We start from the raw sequence: 16,927 nt of genomic DNA on the forward strand, positions 1-16,927 counted from the left end.
CCGTGAATGTGGACACGTCTTCACACGTCAGTACAATGAACGCGTTGACGACGAACAACCCACATTGCAATTGCGAAGCGACCATGACCAAACGTGCCCTGCTCTTTTCGACCGGTCTGTTGGCGATGCTGCTCCTGGCGAGCCCTGGCTTTGCTCAAGACGGCAAGCCCTATGCTCCTCACCAGTTCTCGCGCTCGGAGTTGATCAACTTCGGCACCTATGACGCGCCCCCGCTCGACTTCGACTTCGGCATCGTCGACGTCGAGCAGCAGCCCGAGGACAAGTGGGTCAACTTCGTCATCACCGTCGACGCCGACCACGCCGCGGTGGTCCAGCACTTCGAAACCGCCTACATCCAGCAACAGACCGCCGCGCGCTTGGCCCAGGGGATCATGCCCTACCAGAGCACGCGCGAGTTGACCGTGGTGGGCAAGTCGACGCCGGCCGACAACCAGTCGGTTCGCTATATGCTGGGCAGCAAAGCGATGACGCGTCGCTTCGCCATCGACATCTCTCAGGAGGGAGGAAAGACGCTGATCACCATGCGCAACCTGGTGATCAGCCGACTCTTCAGTGGCGTGGTGCCGCCCCGACAAAACTTCAAGCCCAAGGGCGCCAAGCCGGTGCACCTGCTCTACAACTAGACGATCCAGTTGCGCAGCTCGAAGGTCTCGTCGGGCACCTGCAGGACGAGCGCGCGCTCGATCGGATGCCGGCTGACCTCCATGGACTGCTCGATCACCGACAGGTGAATCGAGAACTCGTCACCGGTATGAAGCTCCAAGTGGGCAAAGGGCGCGGCGAGCTCGAGGCAATCGACGTAAGCGGCGCGCTCGACGGGGCATTTGCCGTGCCTCGCACTCTCGACCACCGCTTCGACTCGTTCTCCAAATTCGACACTGATCGAGCGCACGCCCCCATCAGGTCCGGTGATCTTGAACCTGAGCTCCAACTCCTTTCGGCGCTCGTGAAAGTCAGCGCCCGGCTTGACCATCAGGTACAGAAAGCCGAGATCGAAGCCGATGCGTAGCTCGTCGACAAAGCGCGTGTTCTCGAACATCGAGCCGCGCCCACCCCGGTTGGTGTAGACGCCTGCACCGCTCCACTCGTAAAAGAAGTCATTATTGCCGTCGATGCTCGGCTGGATCAGGCCCTGAGGGGGCTTGAACTCGACCTCGGCTGCCGTGTCGCCAATAAGGGGGACATCCAAGTCGGCCGGCGGCTCGTCACGCAGCGCAGCGTACACGTGGCGAAGTTGGTCGCGGAAGAGCCGGTCGAAGTCGGCATCGTTACGTGAGGTGAAGTCGTCGCCGTACCACCAGAACCAGTCGCTTCCCTCGGCGATATGGAGCGCCTCCCAAGCCTGGTGCAGCCGCCCCTCCGACAAGCTCTCGTCCTCGGAGCGTTCCACGAGGTGCTCGCGGGTGCGCCCCAGCAGATTCCAAGCGCGATTGGTCTGATCTTCGCCGATCCAGATGCGATAATTCGCCTCGATCCACGAGCCCGAATGGAGCGTCTCGAGCGCAGGGCCCGGGCCCACCTCTTCGAGGTACTGCGTCGGCGTGACCGTCTCGATGTCATCGGCCTCGGTGAGCGCTCGATACAACTCGCTCAGAAACGACTCACCATCCTGCGGGTAGTGCTCCCACGGATTCTCGCCGTCGAGGATGACGCTGATGACCGGCGGTGAGAGATCTTCGCGGCGCTCCTGGCCGATATGGCGCACCCGGTCGACGAAGTCGGCGACGGCCTCGTCGGCGTCATTCTTGGCGTAGACGAAGCCGATGAGATCACTCAGACCGCGGTCGCGAAAGAAGATCTGGGTCTCCGGCGCACTCTCGAGATGCCACGGGTGATACAGGTCCCAGTTGCGGGACCAACGCTCCCCGATCGACTTCTGCAATACCTCTTCGTCGCTGGCGATCCAGGCGACGTCGTGCTCGGCGAAGGTCGCCACCGCCTGCGGCGAGATCGATCCTTCGGCAGGCCACATGCCGCTGGCGTCGACGCCCAGAAAATCGCGCGCCAACGAGCGCGCCTCGTCCACATGGAAGTCGGCATCGTCAGGGGCTTGAAAACGGCGCGGCCGCGGTCGATTGGGCGTGGCGACCGCCGCGACGTCCGAATCGATGATCAACGGCAAGATCGGGTGATACATCGGCGTGATGCTCAGCTCGATTTGGCCTCGGTGGTGAAGCTTGCTGTACAGCGGCGCCACGAGTTGCATGACCTCGATCTGCTGCTCGAGCACTGCGTGTTTCTCGCTCTCGGTGTACCCGCGCCCCTTGTCGATGAGCGCCTGGACGACCACGCGCTCCTCACGCGCCGAAAAGCCAAACCACGCCAGGTTAAACAGCACCTGCAAGTCGCGCAGCTCCTGGACGGAGAACGCGCCCGGATCGATGGCGTCGTCGTCCTCGCCCCGCTTCTCCAACAGCTCTTTGTAGCGCGGGAAGCGCTCGACGCAGGTGTCCCAATCGATGCTGAAGAAGTTGCGCAACAGATGGTACTTCTCGGCCTCGTTGAGCTCCCGCGCCGGCTTCTCGGTCAAATCCCACCAGCTATCGCGCTTGCCCTCTTCGATATACTCGCGAAGCTGCTGCAGAAGGCATCCCGAGAAGTTGACGACACAGCGCACCTGGGGAAAACGCTCGAGCATGCGCCCCATGTCGTAATACGACTTGATGGAGTGCAGACGCACCCACGGCAGCTTGTTCGAGGTTTGATTGGGAACGCTGTAATACGGCTGGTGAAAATGCCAGAGGAACTGAACGTAAATTTTGGAGGTCATAAAATCAGTTGAATACTGCGCCTTTGGGGATGACGACGACGCCGCCGTCAGAGACAGTAAAGCGCTGGCGATCCTTCTCCAGGTCGTAGCCGATGACGGTGTCCGGCGGGATGGCGACGCCTTTGTCGATCACCGCTCGGCGAATCTTGGCACGCCGGCCGATGTCGACACCGTCGAAGAGCACCGAATCCTCGATCCGCGAGTAGGAGTTCACGCGTACGCGGGGAAACAGAATCGAGTTGCGGATGACACCACCGGAGACGATGGCGCCTTCGGCGACCATCGAGTTGATGGCCGTGCCCACCCGGTTGTGCGACGGGTCGTCGTGTACGAATTTGGCCGGCGCGTGGTGTTCGTAGCGCGTGCGGATGGGCCACTTCGGGTTGTAGAGGTCGAATTCGGGGTCGATGGCCACGAGATCCATCGAAGATTGCCAATAGGCGTCGATCGTGCCGACGTCACGCCAGTAGCCGCGCTCACGCTCGGTCTGACCGCGCACGACGTTCTGCGAGAAGTCGTACACGAACACGTCGGAGACCTCATCGCGGACCATCTTGGTCACGATGCTCTTTCCGAAGTCGTGGACCGAATCTTCGTCGTGGGCGTCGCGACTCACCTCGTCGACCAACGCGCCGGTCTCGAAGATGTAGTTGCCCATCGACGCCAAGCAGCGGGTCGGATCGCCGGGCATCGGCCTGGGGTTTTCGGGCTTCTCCTCGAACCCGATGATCCGCCCCTCTTCATCCGACTCGATGATGCCAAATTGCCAGCCATCTTCGATTGGCACCGGAACCGCAGCCACGGTCAAGTCGCCGTTAGAGTCGCGGTGAAAGTCGACCATCTGGCGCACGTCCATCTTGTAGATGTGGTCGCCGCCAAAGACGCACACGTCGCGCGGCTCGGCATCCTCGATCAAGTTGAGGTTCTGATAAATCGAGTCTGCGCTGCCGCGATACCAGTGCGGCCCGCGCCGCTGTTGGGCGGGCACCGCGTCGACGTAGTGGCCCACAAGCTCCGAGAGCCGCCAGCCACGCGAGATGTGGTTGATGAGGCTGTCGGCCTTGTACTGCGTCAAGACCTTGATCTGGTAGAAGCCGCTGTTGATGAAGTTCGACAGCACGAAGTCGATGATCCGATAGCGCCCACCGAATGGCACGGCGGGCTTGGCGCGATCTTCGGTCAGCGGCATGAGCCTGCTACCCTGGCCGCCGGCTAGAATCATGACGAGTACGTCGTCCATTCTTACCCTTCCTGAGATTGATCGCCTTGCAGATTAGAAACGCCTGCTAGTCGTCTTCGCCTGAATTCAACTCACATCTGCGTCAGCAAATACGCGCCTGCGCCCAGAATTGCCAAGACGAGGAGCCCGATGAGCAAGATGGCGGCCTTGCCGACGGCCTGCTTGTCGGGCTGATGGTTTTTAGGCACCTGCTCGACCGGCGGTGTCTGCTGCTGGGTGGGCTGGGGCTGTTGCGTGGGCGGCGGCTGTTGAGGCTGCTGATTCGGCCCGCGTCCGCTCGGGTTCGGTGGACTCTGCTGGCCGCCGGAGTTCATCAACGCGTCTCCCTGGCGGCCTTGGCCCTGCTGGGGCGAGCGCTGGTTCTGCTGCGGGCGCTGCCGTTTCTGTTGCGCCTGTTGCTTCTTTTTCTTCGGGTCGGGCTTGGGTCCCTTGATGGCCTGCATCGACTGGGTCGCTCGAGCGACGTCTTGAAGACCTCCCTCTTGCCAGCTGTCCGAGTCACTGCCTGCGGGCGCGCCATGGGGAGGCTCGCCGCCTTCGAAACCGCCGGCGAAATCCTCGCCGCCAAAGCCAAGGTCCATCCAATCGCGCGGGTCTTCGCCCTCGCCGTCGTACTCGCCGCTCGCCTCGGAATCTTGGGCGATCTGGCCGTAGTGCTCGGCCATGAACAGGTCGAGATTGCCCATCTCCTCGAGGGACATGAGCTGATTGAGTTCGCGCTGGACCTCTTGGCCGGCAGCCACGTCGGCGGCGGTGGTCTTGTCGTCCTTCTTGTCGAGCACGCTCTCGACCAGCTGAGCGATGTCGAACGCCGAGACGACCATGCCGTGTGAGAACAAAAAGCCTGCCAGCGCCCGCCCCATCTCTTCGGCACTCTGGTAGCGCGTCGCAGGGTCTTGGGTCAGCGAACGCGCCAAGATTTGCTGCAGATCCCTGGGGATCTCGCGGCCGTATTTGGACAGCGGCGGAATCTTGGCTTGCTGGACCTGCTTGAGCGTGTCGTAGTCGCTCTTGCCCAAAAAGAGTCGCCGCCCGGCGAGCATCTCCCACAGGACGATGCCCACGGCGAAGATGTCGGTCCGCGCGTCGACGTCCTCTCCGTTGGCGGCCTCGGGTGACAGATACCCGAACTTGCCTTTGACCACGCCCGGATCGGTAATCTCGGCCTGGCTCTTGGCCTTGGCCAGACCGAAGTCGGTGATCTTGACCTCGCCCTCGCGGCTCATCAGCACGTTGGGCGGGCTGATGTCGCGGTGGACGATGCTCAAGTGGTTGTCTTGCTGGTCACGCTTCTGGTGCGCGTGAGCGAGCCCTTTGCACACCTCCAAGGCGATGTAGACGGCCTGCTCGACCGGCAAACGCTGCTTTCGCTCGCCCAGAAGCTGGATGATCTTTTTGAGGTTGGTGCCGTCGACGAACTCCATGACGATGAAGTAGGTGCCGTCGGCAATACCCAGATCGAAGACCTGGACGATGTTGGTGTGGTTGAGGTGGAGGCTGACCTTCGCCTCGTCGAGGAACATGCGCACGAAGCGCTCGTTCTGGGTCAACGACGGCAGAACGCGCTTGATGGCGACCAACTTCTGGAAGCCCTGCAAGCTGGTGGAGTTGGCCTTGAAAACTTCGGCCATGCCACCGGCGTCGATACGTTCGATGACCTGATATCGCTGTTGGGCCATGGGGCGTCAGTTACCTGGTGTTGGTCGGCATGAAAGGTCCCAGCCAATATATGTCATCAGTGCAAGGCTGTCTATTTGAGCAGACAAACGACTATTCAAGCAGACAAACTACAATTTGGGGGTCGTCCAATTCACCCAGGCGGGCCGATCGCACGCCCCTCAATTCGTTGTTTGTCCGCCATGATAGCTCTCAATTCTCGTCGCGCGGCGGCGCGGTGCGCTGCGTATCCTCACGCTCGAAGCTGCCGGCGCCCTTCAGGCCGAGGATGCGGTAGATGTCGACGTGCTCCATCTTGCCTTTGAGCTTGGTCGGCGGCAACAATTCGTAGTCGACCATGTCGGCGACCTCGGCGAAGGTGTCCTCGCCGATAAGAATCTCGTCCGGGCCGGCCGCAGAGCAAAATCGGGCGGCGGTATTCACCACATCGCCCATCACCGTGTAGTTCATGCTCTTGGTCGAGCCCATATAACCGGCCACGACTTCGCCGGTGTTCAGACCGATGCCGATCTTGAAGGTCATCTCGCCGGCAGCCTCGCGCTCGGCGTTGTACTGCTCGAGCACCTGCTGCATCTCGATGACGCAACGCACGGCGCGCTCGGCGTCGTCCGGGTGGCCGATGGGCGCGCCCCAGATGGCCATGATCTCGTCGCCGATGAACTTGTCGAGGGTGCCCTCGTACTTGAAGATCACGTCGACCATCAGCTCGAAATACTCGTTGATGTTGTCGACGACTTCTTGGGGCGGCAACTGCTCGCTGACCGACGTGAAATTTCGGATATCGGCGAACATGACCGTGGCGTGACGAAGCTCGCCGCCCTTCTTGAGCTCGAGCCGGCCGCTGACGACCTCCTCGACAAGCTGGGGCGACAGGAGCCGGCGCATCTTCTCACGCACGACGATCTCGGCCTCCATCTTCTTGAGCAGCCGGTGGTGCTGGACCATCGCGGCGGCCTGACGGGCAAAGCCGGTCAGAATCTGGAGGTCTTTCTCGGTAAACGCCCCGCTGGCGAGCTTCGAATCGAGGTGAATGACCCCGAGAATGCGCTTTTCATGGAGCAGCGGCACGCTCATCGTCGAGCGAATCTGCCCCAGGATGATCGAGTGGCTGCCCGAAAAGCGCGAGTCGCTCATCGCGTCCGACGAGAGCACGGCCTGCTTCTCCTCGCATACCTCGTTGAGGATGGTCTGGCTGATGCGCACGTCGTCGACGTCGCCGTCGTCTCCCTGGCGCGATTTGACGACCATGGGCACGAGGCTGTCGGACTCTTCGGGGCGCAGCAAAATCACGCCGCGGTCGGCCGGAAAGATCTCGAATGCCTTGTCGAGGATCTTTTGCAGCAGCACCTCGAGGTCCATCTCCACGCCGATCGACTGGCTGAGCTCGTGGGCGATGCGCAGCTTCTCGTAGTCGCGGCGCACCGTGGCGTCGTCGCGAATCGTCGATTCGGGCAAAAACCGGTCTTGAACCTGGTGGGCGAGCTTGCTGCGGATATGAGTCTGCAGATCGTCGGAGTGGATGGTGACCCGACCACCGCGCGTCTCGGTAAACGAGTCGGTGTTGGGCTCCCGCTCCTCGTGATAGAACATGTCGGTCGAGCCGACAGTGATGCGATCACCATCGCTGAGGCGATGGCCGTCCTGGATCAGCGAACCGTTGACGTAGGTGCCGTTTCGACTACCACCGTCCTGAACGGCAAAGCCGCCGTCGGGCAGGGCCACGACCTCGGCGTGCTGCTTCGAGACCACTCGGTCCAAGATTTGAATGGCTTGGTCCGGGTGGCGCCCAATAGAGGTTCGCTTCCCCAATTGGTGTTCGTGGAGAACACCACGCGCATCTCGGTATGACAGCTTCGCCATGAATGGAGAACAAGAGAACGGAAAATCCTAAAAAATTGCGCTGCGTGGCACTCACAGAGTTCTATCGAACTTTCTCAACAACTTCAATGCTGCAATGGAGAAGCAGAGGGTGACGTATGGGAATGAATCTGCGTAATATCGCCGTTGGAGCAACACGCCTGACCACAAGCATCGCCACCCGATCCACTTATGCCCGAATCCTCCAAAATCTTGCTCGTCGACGATGAAGTCGCTCACCTCAAGACCCTCGAGCGACTCTTCACCAAGGAGGGCCACGAGGTGCTCACCGCCGAGAGCGGCGAAGCGGCCCTCGACATCATCCGCGCCGAGCGGGTCCACCTGGTGATCACCGACCTGAAGATGGGCGAGGTCGACGGGATGGACCTGCTCAAGCTGGTCCAGACGCTGCAGCCCCAAGCCGAGGTCATCTTGATGACCGCTTTTGGCACCGTCGAGCGGGCCGTCCGCGGGATGAAGGCGGGCGCCTACGACTTTGTAAGCAAGCCGATCAAGCGGGCGACCATCCTCAAGGCGGCCCGCCAGGCCCTCGAGCGCCAGGCGCTCGTCGCCGAAAACCGCAAGCTCAAGGCCAAGCTCGCCGACCTGACCAACGACAGGAACATCGTGGGCCAGTCGCCGGCGTTTCGCGACGCACTCGACCTGGTACGCCAGGTCGCCACGAGCGACGCCACCGTGATGCTCACCGGCGAGTCGGGCACCGGCAAGGAGCTGTTCGCTCGTATGATCTACGAGCTGAGCGAGCGCGCCGACGAGCCCTTCGTGGCGGTCAACTGCGCCGCCCTGCCCGAGTCGATCCTGGAGAGCGAACTCTTCGGCTACGAAGAAGGCGCCTTCACCGGCGCCAACGGCCGCAAAATCGGCCGCTTCGAGGCCGCCGACGGCGGCACCCTCTTCCTCGACGAGATCGGCGAGCTCACCCCGCAAGTGCAGGTCAAATTGCTGCGCGTGCTCCAAGAAGGCGAGTTCGAGCGCCTGGGCTCCAACCAGCCCATCCGCGTCGACGTGCGCATCGTCGCCGCCACCCACAAGGACCTCGAAGAGGAGATGGAGGCGGGCAACTTCCGCGAAGACCTGTACTACCGCCTCAACGTCGTCAACATCGAAATCCCCCCGCTTCGCCACCGCCTCGAGGACGTCCCGCTCCTGGCCGAGCACTTCTTGGGCAAGTACCGAAAGAAGAACAAACGCGAGATCAGCGGGCTGAGCCGCGAGGCCCTCGACGCCCTGTCGAACTACAAGTGGCCCGGCAACGTCCGCGAACTCGAAAACGTCATCGAGCGCGCCGTCGTGCTCGACAAAGACGGTCTCATCGACGTCGACGACGTCCCCGACCACATCGTCTCCTACGAAGGCGAGTCCCGCCACATCACCATCCCGCTGGGCACCCCGCTCGACGAAATCGAGCAGCGCGTGCTTCACGAGACGCTCAAAATGACCGGCGGCGACAAGAAACTCGCCGCGAAGCTGCTCGATATCTCGACGCGTACGATCTACCGCAAACTCTGAGCGCCAACCTCTGAAGGCGCGCACTCCCTCGACATCTTCCTCTCCGCCCGAGGCGCAGCCGAGGGATGGAGAGGACCGAGGAGAGGCCTCCCTTTCCACGCAGCGTAGCGGAGTGGAGAGGGACCGAGGGAGAGGCCTCTTCTTTTGCATCTTTTCTCTTTTCGCACGCCTACCTTCCTCCTCCTCGATCCTCCTCCACTTCGCTTCGCTCGCGGAGGAGGGGTCCCCTCCTCGGTCCTCCCCACTTTATGACTGCAAAGCGGGGAGGAAGATGTCGGATTGTCGGCCGGTTTCCAGGCGCGTTGACATTTTGTCACTCGATCCCCTCCCAATCCTGCCCGATTGACAAAATGTCACAAACCTATGCTAAACCCGCTGCCCCACCTGCCCGTAGCGCCGCCCAGACGGCCTTTCGAGGTTGGCACGGCTCTTGCTCTAACTAGTAGTCGACCGTCCCGTGCTCCCGCGAGGGTGGGTTTGGAATGAACCTCTGGCAGGTGCTGTTTGCCGCAGTGACTCACTCCCGTTCGTCGTACGGACGTCTTGGACACTCTAGCCATCGAGCGTTTGGCTGATTATGGAGAACTTTCTTCGAAAATACGGTTGGACCGTCGCCCTGGCCCTGATCGCCATCGGTGCGTTCTTGCTGGCGCTGATGACCAACAACATCGTAGCCAGCCAACTGGCGCCGCTGACGGTGCCCAAGCTGCCCGACATGAGCGCCAAGCAGGCCGACGAGCCCGCCAAGCGCCAGCCCACGCGGCGTCGCGGCCAGAACTGGGACCGCACGATCGCGTCGCTGTGCCTGTTCGGTTGCCCCGACACCACGCCCAAGGACGAATGCGAAGGCGGCTGCCCCGACGGCCAAGAATGCCAGGCCGGTCAATGCGTGCCCGCCGAGGATCAGCCGCCGGTCGACTCGGACGTGCCTGTCTTGAGCGACCTCAACATGAAGTTGATGGGCGCGATGGTCGCCGACAATCCCGAATACTCGATGGCGCTCATCCGCGACGACAACTCCAGCGAAACGCTGGTGCTCAGCCCCGGTGACCTCGTCACCAACGGCGCCGAACTCGTCGAGATTCGCCGCGACCGGGTCATCCTCAAGCGCAACGGCCGCCTCGAGTATATCCGCATGGACAAGACCATCGGCGGCGACCCGAGCGCCACGACCGCGTCCACGCTCGACCGCACGCCGCGTCCCACCCCGATCAAGCAGCCGCCTCGCACCCGGCGCGCCTCGACGCGCGGCTCGGCGGGCGACTCGATCAAATCGGTGGGCCGCGACAAATTCGAGGTCGACCGCAACGCCATCAACAAACAGATCGAAGACAAACAGGACCTGGCTCGCCAGGGCCGCGTGGTGCCCAACTACAAAAACGGCAAGCGCGACGGGCTCAAGCTCGTCGGCATCAGCCCCAACAGTGTGTATTCGAAGCTGGGCATCCAGAGTGGCGACGTGATCCACTCGGTCAACGGAAAAGAGATCAACACCTCGCAAGAGGCCATGGAGCTGTTCGAGCGCATGCGCGACTCCGGTGACGTCACCGTCGAGATCGAGCGCCGCGGCCAGAAGCGAAAGCTGAATTACAATATCCGATGAGTACGACGCCCCCTTCGAGCGCCCCACATCGGGGCTCTGGACGGGCGTCGGTTCAATAAGACGTTTTTACCGAATCTACGAGAAGTAGTTGATGATTTCGATGCGACGACGATTCCAGCGAACCTTTCTGGCTGTTTCGATCCTCGTGGGGCTGGCCGTACCGTCTGTGGCCGCCGCGCAGGACGTCCAGGGCAAAAAGCCGGGCGTGATCCAACGCGGCGGCGATCAAGCCGACGAAGAGCAGGACCAAGAGGACAACCAGGCGCAACAGCAACGCAACCGACGTCAAAACCAGGGCCAGCAACAGAAGCCCCAGGGGCAGGTGATCACCCCGCAGAACGTCGACCCCAACGAGCAGTACAACCTGCCGCCGAACTTCGACCCGAATTATCGGCCCAAGCGCACCCCGCGAAGCACCAAGGTGACGCTCGACTTTCGGCAGGCCCAGCTCGAAGAGGTCGTCAAATTCTTCGCGGCGGCGATGAACAAGAACTTCATCATCTCCGACAGCCTGCAGGCCAACAAGACGATCACGATCATCTCGCCCGAAGAGGTGACCCTGGCGCAGGCCTACCGCGCGTTCGTGGCCGCCCTCGAGATGAACGGGCTGACGATCGTGCCGTTCGGTCAGTTCTCCAAGATCGTGCAGGCCAAAGAGGCGATCAGCTCGTCCATCGAGACCTACAGCGGCGACGAGCGCCTGCCCGGCGTGCCCCGCATGGTCACCGCCATCGTGCCGGTGGAGAACACGCCGCCCGATGAGATGGAGCAGATCATCGGCAAGTTCGCCAGCCAGTTCGCCACGATCATCCCGTACGGCAGCAGCCTGATCATCACCGAGAACGCCTCGAACCTCGACCGGCTGCGCAAGCTCATCAAGCAGCTCGACCAGGACGAGGCTGTCCAGCAGGTCTACGTCTACGAGGTGCAATACGCCGAGGCCACCGATGTCCAGCAGAAGCTCATGGAGATCTTCGAGGCCGAACAAGGCAACCAGCAGACCAACCGCCGCACGCGGCGCCGCAACACCAAGGCGCAGCAAGCGGCCACTGACGGCGGCGAAGGCGACCTCAACGTCCAGATCTCGCAGATCTTGGCCGACGAGCGCACCAACAAGCTCATCATCGTGGCCAACCCGCGCGACTTCGAAAAGATCCGCGAGATGATTGAGATTTTGGACGTGCCCACCGCCGTGGGCGGCCAGGTGCACGTGAAGTTCTTGGAGTACGCCGACGCCGAGGAGATCTCGTCGACCCTGTCGAACCTGACCTCCGGCCAGAACCAGCAGCAACGCCAGCGCACCGCCCGAGCTCGTGCTCGCGGCGGTGAGGGCGTCGCCGGCCAGGTCGCCGCGCTCCTCGAGGGCGAGGTCCAGATCACCGCCTACAAGCCGAACAACGCGCTGGTCGTGACCGCTTCGCCCAAAGACTACGTGGCCCTCGAGACGGTCATCGACCTCCTCGATCGGCCCCGCAAGCAGGTCTACGTCGAGGCGGTCATCCTCGAGATCGCCATGGACAACGACATGCAGTACGGCATGGGCGTGACCGCGGTCAGCGGCCAGGACTACGACGGCATCATCCCCGACTCCGCCCAGGAGAGCGGCCTCATCGAGGACACCCAGGGCGGCATCATCGGCCAGTCGAACTTCCAGGGGCTCACCTCTCTGTTCGGCGGCGGCCTCGCCGGCTCCATCGGCCTCATCGGTCCGATTGCTACGATTCCGGGCACGGAAATTTCACTGCCGGCCTTCGCGTTGACGCTGCAAGCTTCGCAGACTGACCGTTCTGTGAATCTGCTGTCGGCTCCGGCCGTGATGACCATGGACAACGAAGAGGCCGAGATCGTGGTGGCCGACCGGGTGCCGTTTGTGCGCGGTCTGGCCAGCGGCGCCGGCGGCCTGGGCGGCCTCGGCGCGCTCAGCGGCCTGGCCAGCCAAGCCGGTGGGCAAAACGCCGCCGCCGGACTCGGCGGCCTCGGCGCGCTCGGCGGCCTGGGCGGGCTCATCTCGCCCATCGAGTACGAGGACGTCGGCATCACGCTTCGCATCCTCCCCCAGATCAACGAGAGCAACTTCGTTCGCCTCGAGATCGACCAAGAGGTCAGCGACATCAAAGGGGCGAGCAACCTGGGAAGTGAAATCCCCACTCGCACCAAGCGCACCACCAAGACGGTCGTGCTGGTCGAGGACCAGTCGACCATCGTCATCGGCGGTCTGATGAAGGAGCGCGAGTCGAAGACGGTCACCAAGATTCCGTTCCTGGGCGATATCCCGGTCATCGGCTTTCTGTTCCGCAACACCGGCACCACCAAGACCAAGCAGAACCTGGTGCTGATGCTCACGCCCTACATCATCGAGAGCGAGGCGGACGTCCGAAAGATCTACGAGCGCAAGATGGAAGAGCGCCGCGAACTGGCCAAGCTCTTCAAAATCCAGCGCAAAGAGTACACCGCGGCGGTCAACTACCAGAAGACCAGCGGCCTCATCGAGCGGATGCGCAATCAGCTCTCCGCAGCCGAGCGCAAGGCCAAGGCGCGCCAAGAGGCGCTCGAGGCCTTCGAGAACAAGGGCCCGCGCTACCAGATTCTGGGCGAGGAGCCCCAGCCCCAGCCCGAGCAGCAAGAGCAGCCGGGAGAACAAGAGCAAGAAGCACCCGCGCAGCCGCAAGGCGAGCCGGAACAGCAGTAACAACGACACACTCGACTTCGAGCGAGCAGGCATATGTATAATCGCCAGAGACTTGGTGAAATCCTGATCCAGCGGGGACACGTCACGGCCGACGCCGTCGACAAGGCCCTGCGCCAGCAGCGCGACAAAGGCGGCCTCATCGGCCAGATCTTGATCGCGATGGAGGCGGCCTCTGAGAAGCAGGTCATGGAGGCGGTCGCCGAGCAACTCGACTACCCCTTCCAGGCCGAGCTCGACGCCGAGGCGATCGAGCTGGGGCTCCTCGAGAAACTCCAGCTCGGCTACTCGCGCGAAAACCGCGTGCTCCCCTTCGACGTGCGCGACGGCTATATCCTGGTCGCCACCGACGACCCGCTCAACGTCGAGGCGCTCGATGAGATCCGCTTCTTGAGCGGCAAGGAAGTCCTGCCGGTCGTGGTGCCCACAAGCCCGCTGCGTGACGCCATCAACAAGGCGTTCGACCGCAAGAGCCGCCAGCTCGGCGCCGGCTTGGACGAGCTCGACGAGGCCGAAAGCCCGCACGCCGAAGACGCCAGCATCGACATCAACGATCTGCTCGACGCCGGCGACGACGACGAGGCTCCGGTCATTCGCTTCGTCAACAGCCTGTTCGTGCAGGCCGTTCGCGAGCGTGCCAGCGATATCCACATCGAGCCGGGCGAAAAAGACCTGACGGTGCGCTTTCGCATCGACGGCGTCCTCAAAGAGATCGCCCATCCGCCCAAGCGCTTCCACTCGTCGATCATCACGCGTGTGAAGATCATGGCGGGCCTCGACATCGCCGAGAAGCGCCTGCCCCAGGACGGCCGCATCCGCATCAAGATGGCCGGCAAGGACATCGACATTCGTGTGGCGACCGCCCCGGCGGTCCACGGCGAGCGCATCACGATGCGTCTCCTGGACAAGTCGGCGGTTCTGCTCAACGTGCGCGACATCGGCCTCAAGAAGTCCGACCAAGAGACGTTGCTCAAGCTCATCCACCGGCCCAACGGCATCGTGCTGGTCACCGGCCCGACCGGCTCGGGTAAGACGACCACGCTGTACTCGTCTTTGAGCGAGATCAACACCCCCGACAAGAATATCCTGACCATCGAGGATCCGGTCGAATACCAGCTCGAAGGCATCAGCCAGATGCAGGTCAACCCGAAGATCAAGCTGAACTTCGCCACCGGCCTGCGCAGCTACCTTCGCCACGACCCCGACGTCATCATGGTCGGTGAGATTCGTGACCTCGAGACCGCCGAGATGGCCATTCAGGCCTCGCTGACCGGTCACTTGGTCTTCTCGACCCTGCACACCAACGACGCCGCCAGCGCGTTCACCCGTCTGATCGACATGGGCGTCGAGCCCTTCCTGGTCAGCTCGACGGTGATCGCCTCTCTGGCCCAGCGCCTGGTGCGCCGGCTGTGCTCGAACTGCAAAGAGCCGTACGTGCCCGACGCCACCGTACTCGAGGAAGTCGGCCTGACCAAAGCCGACCTCGACCGCGTCGGCGGCCACGTCTTCCGCGCCCGCGAAGGCGGCTGCGAAGAGTGCATCAGCCTCGGCTACCGCGGCCGTACCGGCATCTACGAGGTCTTGAGCGTCGAGGACTCGGTCAGAAACCTGATCATGAACCGCGACGACGCCTCCAACATCAAGCGCGAGGCCTGCAACCACGGCATGGACACGCTGCGCGAGGACGGCGCGGTCAAGATTCTGCAGGGTCAGACGAGCATCGAAGAGGTGCTGCGCGTGACTCAGGAAGATAGTGTTTCGGAGGCGGCTTAATGCCAGTTTACGAATACAAAGGCCTGGACGGGTCCGGAAAGACCGTCAAAGGAATCCAAGACGCCGACAGCCAGGGGGCGCTGCGCTCGCTTCTGCAATCCCAGGGCATCTACGTCACGGATATTTGGGAGGGCAAGGGAGGCAGAGCCAAAGCCTCCGGTGAGGTCGACTTCCAGAAGATGCTCGAGCGGGTCACCCTGCGCGACATCTCGGTGCTCACTCGCCAGATGGCCACGCTCACCCGCGCCGGCATCCCGCTCGTCGAGACGCTCAACGCGCTCAGCGAGCAGGTCGAAAAGGACGAGCTCAAGCGCACCATCAGCGACATTCGCCAGAAGGTCAACGAGGGCTCGAGCCTAGCCAAGGCGCTCAGCGACCACCCCAAGCACTTCAGCGACCTGTACGTCAACATGGTCAAGGCCGGCGAGAGCTCCGGTAACCTCGACGTCGTCCTGGAGCGGCTGACCGAATTCCTGGAAGCCCAGATCGAGCTGCGCGGCAAAGTCATCGGCGCGATGGTCTACCCGATCATCATGATGTTCGTCGGTGTCATCATCATGAGCGTGCTCTTCATCTTCGTCATCCCGAAGGTCACCCAGATCTTCCAGGACCAGAACGCCGCCCTGCCCTGGATCACCCAGCTGCTGATCGGCACCAGCGAGGTCTTCGCCAGCGCCTGGTTCGTCATCCTGCCGGCCATCGGCGGGCTGATCTGGGCCTTCTTCAAGTGGAAGAACTCACCGGAGGGCAAAGACAAGTGGGACCGCTGGGTCTTGAAGGTCCCCGTCTTCGGCCCCCTGGTCCGCATGATCGCCGTGTCGCGCTTCGCCCGCACGCTGGGAACCCTCCTGGCCAGCGGCGTGCCGCTGCTGACGGCGCTCGACATCGTCAAAAATATCCTGGGGAACAACCGGCTCATCGAAGTCGTCGAAGACGCCCGCGTCAACATCCGCGAGGGTGAATCGATCGCCCAGCCCCTGAAGCGCTCGGGCGAGTTTCCGCCGCTTGTCACCCACATGATCGCCATCGGCGAGAAGAGTGGCCAGCTCGAGGACATGCTCGACAACGTGGCCACCGCCTACAACCAGCAGGTCGACATGCGCATCCAGGCGCTGACCACCCTGCTAGAGCCGTTGATGATCGTCGGCATGGGCGCCGGCGTGGCAGTCATCGTCTTCGCTGTCATGATGCCGATTCTGCAGCTCAATCAGACGATTGGAGCGGGATGACGTTCTTTTAGGCAAAAAGCAACAACGTCGCACTGAACAGAACACGAAAACCCAAAAGGGAGTGAAAATGAAGCTCATCGAAAACATCAAGGAAGCCCACTTGGCAGCCACCAAGCGCGGCCAACTCGCCAACACCCGCGGCATGACGCTCATCGAGATCATGATCGTCATCACGATCATGGCCAGCATCATGGGCGTGGTCGGCTTCTACGTCGTCGGCGCCCTCGAGGAAGCCAACATCAAGGAAGCCAAGATCCAGATGGGCAACCTGAACCAGTCGCTCGACATGTACTACACGCGCACCGACCCGCACGAGTACCCGGAGAGCCTGCAGAAGCTGGTCGACCGCAACATCATGCAGGAAGTCCCCAGCGACCCGTGGGGCGAGCAGTACGTGTACCGTCGCGACAGCCGCAACGAGTTCACCCTGATGAGCAAGGGCCCCGACATGACCGAGGGCACCGAGGACGACATCACCCCGGGCGGCGACGGCGGCGAGAGCTGACCCGGCACATCCTCGGCGAGAGCTGTTCCGGCAACA

At 62.4% G+C, this 16,927-nt stretch carries 11 protein-coding genes; 7 read left to right on the top strand and 4 right to left on the bottom strand.

What is annotated here, in order from left to right:
- Positions 1-83 precede the first annotated feature (83 nt).
- Positions 84-644 (top strand): hypothetical protein, encoded by a 561-nt coding sequence (locus FIV42_RS04945; RefSeq protein WP_141196599.1) that lies wholly within the window; start codon positions 84-86, stop codon positions 642-644.
- Here the strand turns inward: FIV42_RS04945 and FIV42_RS04950 are convergent.
- From FIV42_RS04950 to FIV42_RS04965, 4 genes are all read right to left on the bottom strand, one after another.
- Positions 641-2,791 carry a glycoside hydrolase family 57 protein gene (locus tag FIV42_RS04950; RefSeq protein WP_141196600.1) on the bottom strand — a complete coding sequence of 717 codons (2,151 nt, stop codon included), beginning with the start codon at positions 2,789-2,791 and terminating at the stop codon, positions 641-643. The genes FIV42_RS04945 and FIV42_RS04950 overlap by 4 nt on opposite strands.
- 4 nt (positions 2,792-2,795) lie before the next feature.
- Positions 2,796-4,031 (bottom strand): glucose-1-phosphate adenylyltransferase, encoded by a 1,236-nt coding sequence (glgC, locus tag FIV42_RS04955; protein WP_141196601.1) that lies wholly within the window; start codon positions 4,029-4,031, stop codon positions 2,796-2,798.
- Positions 4,032-4,102: 71 nt separating this feature from the next.
- Positions 4,103-5,710: a serine/threonine protein kinase gene (locus FIV42_RS04960; RefSeq protein ID WP_141196602.1), complete on the bottom strand. Its 1,608-nt coding sequence runs from the start codon at positions 5,708-5,710 to the stop codon at positions 4,103-4,105.
- Positions 5,711-5,900: 190 nt separating this feature from the next.
- Positions 5,901-7,568, bottom strand: a complete 1,668-nt coding sequence (locus FIV42_RS04965) for an adenylate/guanylate cyclase domain-containing protein (protein WP_141196603.1) — start codon at positions 7,566-7,568, stop codon at positions 5,901-5,903.
- A 189-nt stretch (positions 7,569-7,757) separates the two neighbouring features.
- Here FIV42_RS04965 and FIV42_RS04970 point away from each other — a divergent pair, with 189 nt between their 5' ends.
- The 6 genes from FIV42_RS04970 to FIV42_RS04995 all read left to right on the top strand — a co-directional run bounded on the left by FIV42_RS04970 (position 7,758) and on the right by FIV42_RS04995 (position 16,891).
- Positions 7,758-9,095 (top strand): sigma-54-dependent transcriptional regulator, encoded by a 1,338-nt coding sequence (locus FIV42_RS04970; RefSeq protein ID WP_222615379.1) that lies wholly within the window; start codon positions 7,758-7,760, stop codon positions 9,093-9,095.
- A 577-nt stretch (positions 9,096-9,672) separates the two neighbouring features.
- Positions 9,673-10,698, top strand: coding sequence for a type II secretion system protein GspC (gspC, locus tag FIV42_RS04975; protein ID WP_141196604.1), 1,026 nt, complete (start codon positions 9,673-9,675; stop codon positions 10,696-10,698).
- A gap of 100 nt (positions 10,699-10,798) precedes the next feature.
- Positions 10,799-13,387, top strand: a complete 2,589-nt coding sequence (gene gspD, locus FIV42_RS04980; RefSeq protein WP_168210419.1) for a type II secretion system secretin GspD — start codon at positions 10,799-10,801, stop codon at positions 13,385-13,387.
- A gap of 33 nt (positions 13,388-13,420) precedes the next feature.
- The gene (gene gspE / locus FIV42_RS04985) at positions 13,421-15,157 is read left to right on the top strand and encodes a type II secretion system ATPase GspE (protein WP_141196606.1); all 1,737 of its coding nucleotides are present in this window, start codon (positions 13,421-13,423) and stop codon (positions 15,155-15,157) included.
- Positions 15,157-16,386: a type II secretion system inner membrane protein GspF gene (gspF, locus tag FIV42_RS04990; RefSeq protein WP_141196607.1), complete on the top strand. Its 1,230-nt coding sequence runs from the start codon at positions 15,157-15,159 to the stop codon at positions 16,384-16,386. The genes gspE and gspF overlap by 1 nt, the downstream gene beginning before the upstream one ends.
- A 67-nt stretch (positions 16,387-16,453) precedes the next feature.
- Complete coding sequence (locus FIV42_RS04995; RefSeq protein WP_141196608.1) at positions 16,454-16,891, top strand: type II secretion system protein GspG; 438 nt, start codon at positions 16,454-16,456, stop codon at positions 16,889-16,891.
- Positions 16,892-16,927: the final 36 nt, after the last annotated feature.

Source organism: Persicimonas caeni (assembly GCF_006517175.1).
Taxonomy (GTDB): Bacteria; Myxococcota_A; Bradymonadia; order Bradymonadales; family Bradymonadaceae; genus Persicimonas; species Persicimonas caeni.

Bases quoted from the DNA above. Each gene is read 5' to 3' on its own strand.
- gspD (WP_168210419.1), top strand. From the start codon at position 10,799: ATGCGACGACGATTCCAGCGAACCTTTCTGGCTGTTTCGATCCTCGTG.
- gspF (WP_141196607.1), top strand. From the start codon at position 15,157: ATGCCAGTTTACGAATACAAAGGCCTGGACGGGTCCGGAAAGACCGTC.
- glgC (WP_141196601.1), bottom strand. From the start codon at position 4,031: ATGGACGACGTACTCGTCATGATTCTAGCCGGCGGCCAGGGTAGCAGG.
- FIV42_RS04970 (WP_222615379.1), top strand. From the start codon at position 7,758: ATGCCCGAATCCTCCAAAATCTTGCTCGTCGACGATGAAGTCGCTCAC.
- FIV42_RS04995 (WP_141196608.1), top strand. From the start codon at position 16,454: ATGAAGCTCATCGAAAACATCAAGGAAGCCCACTTGGCAGCCACCAAG.
- FIV42_RS04945 (WP_141196599.1), top strand. From the start codon at position 84: ATGACCAAACGTGCCCTGCTCTTTTCGACCGGTCTGTTGGCGATGCTG.
- gspC (WP_141196604.1), top strand. From the start codon at position 9,673: ATGGAGAACTTTCTTCGAAAATACGGTTGGACCGTCGCCCTGGCCCTG.
- FIV42_RS04950 (WP_141196600.1), bottom strand. From the start codon at position 2,791: ATGACCTCCAAAATTTACGTTCAGTTCCTCTGGCATTTTCACCAGCCG.
- FIV42_RS04965 (WP_141196603.1), bottom strand. From the start codon at position 7,568: ATGGCGAAGCTGTCATACCGAGATGCGCGTGGTGTTCTCCACGAACAC.
- gspE (WP_141196606.1), top strand. From the start codon at position 13,421: ATGTATAATCGCCAGAGACTTGGTGAAATCCTGATCCAGCGGGGACAC.
- FIV42_RS04960 (WP_141196602.1), bottom strand. From the start codon at position 5,710: ATGGCCCAACAGCGATATCAGGTCATCGAACGTATCGACGCCGGTGGC.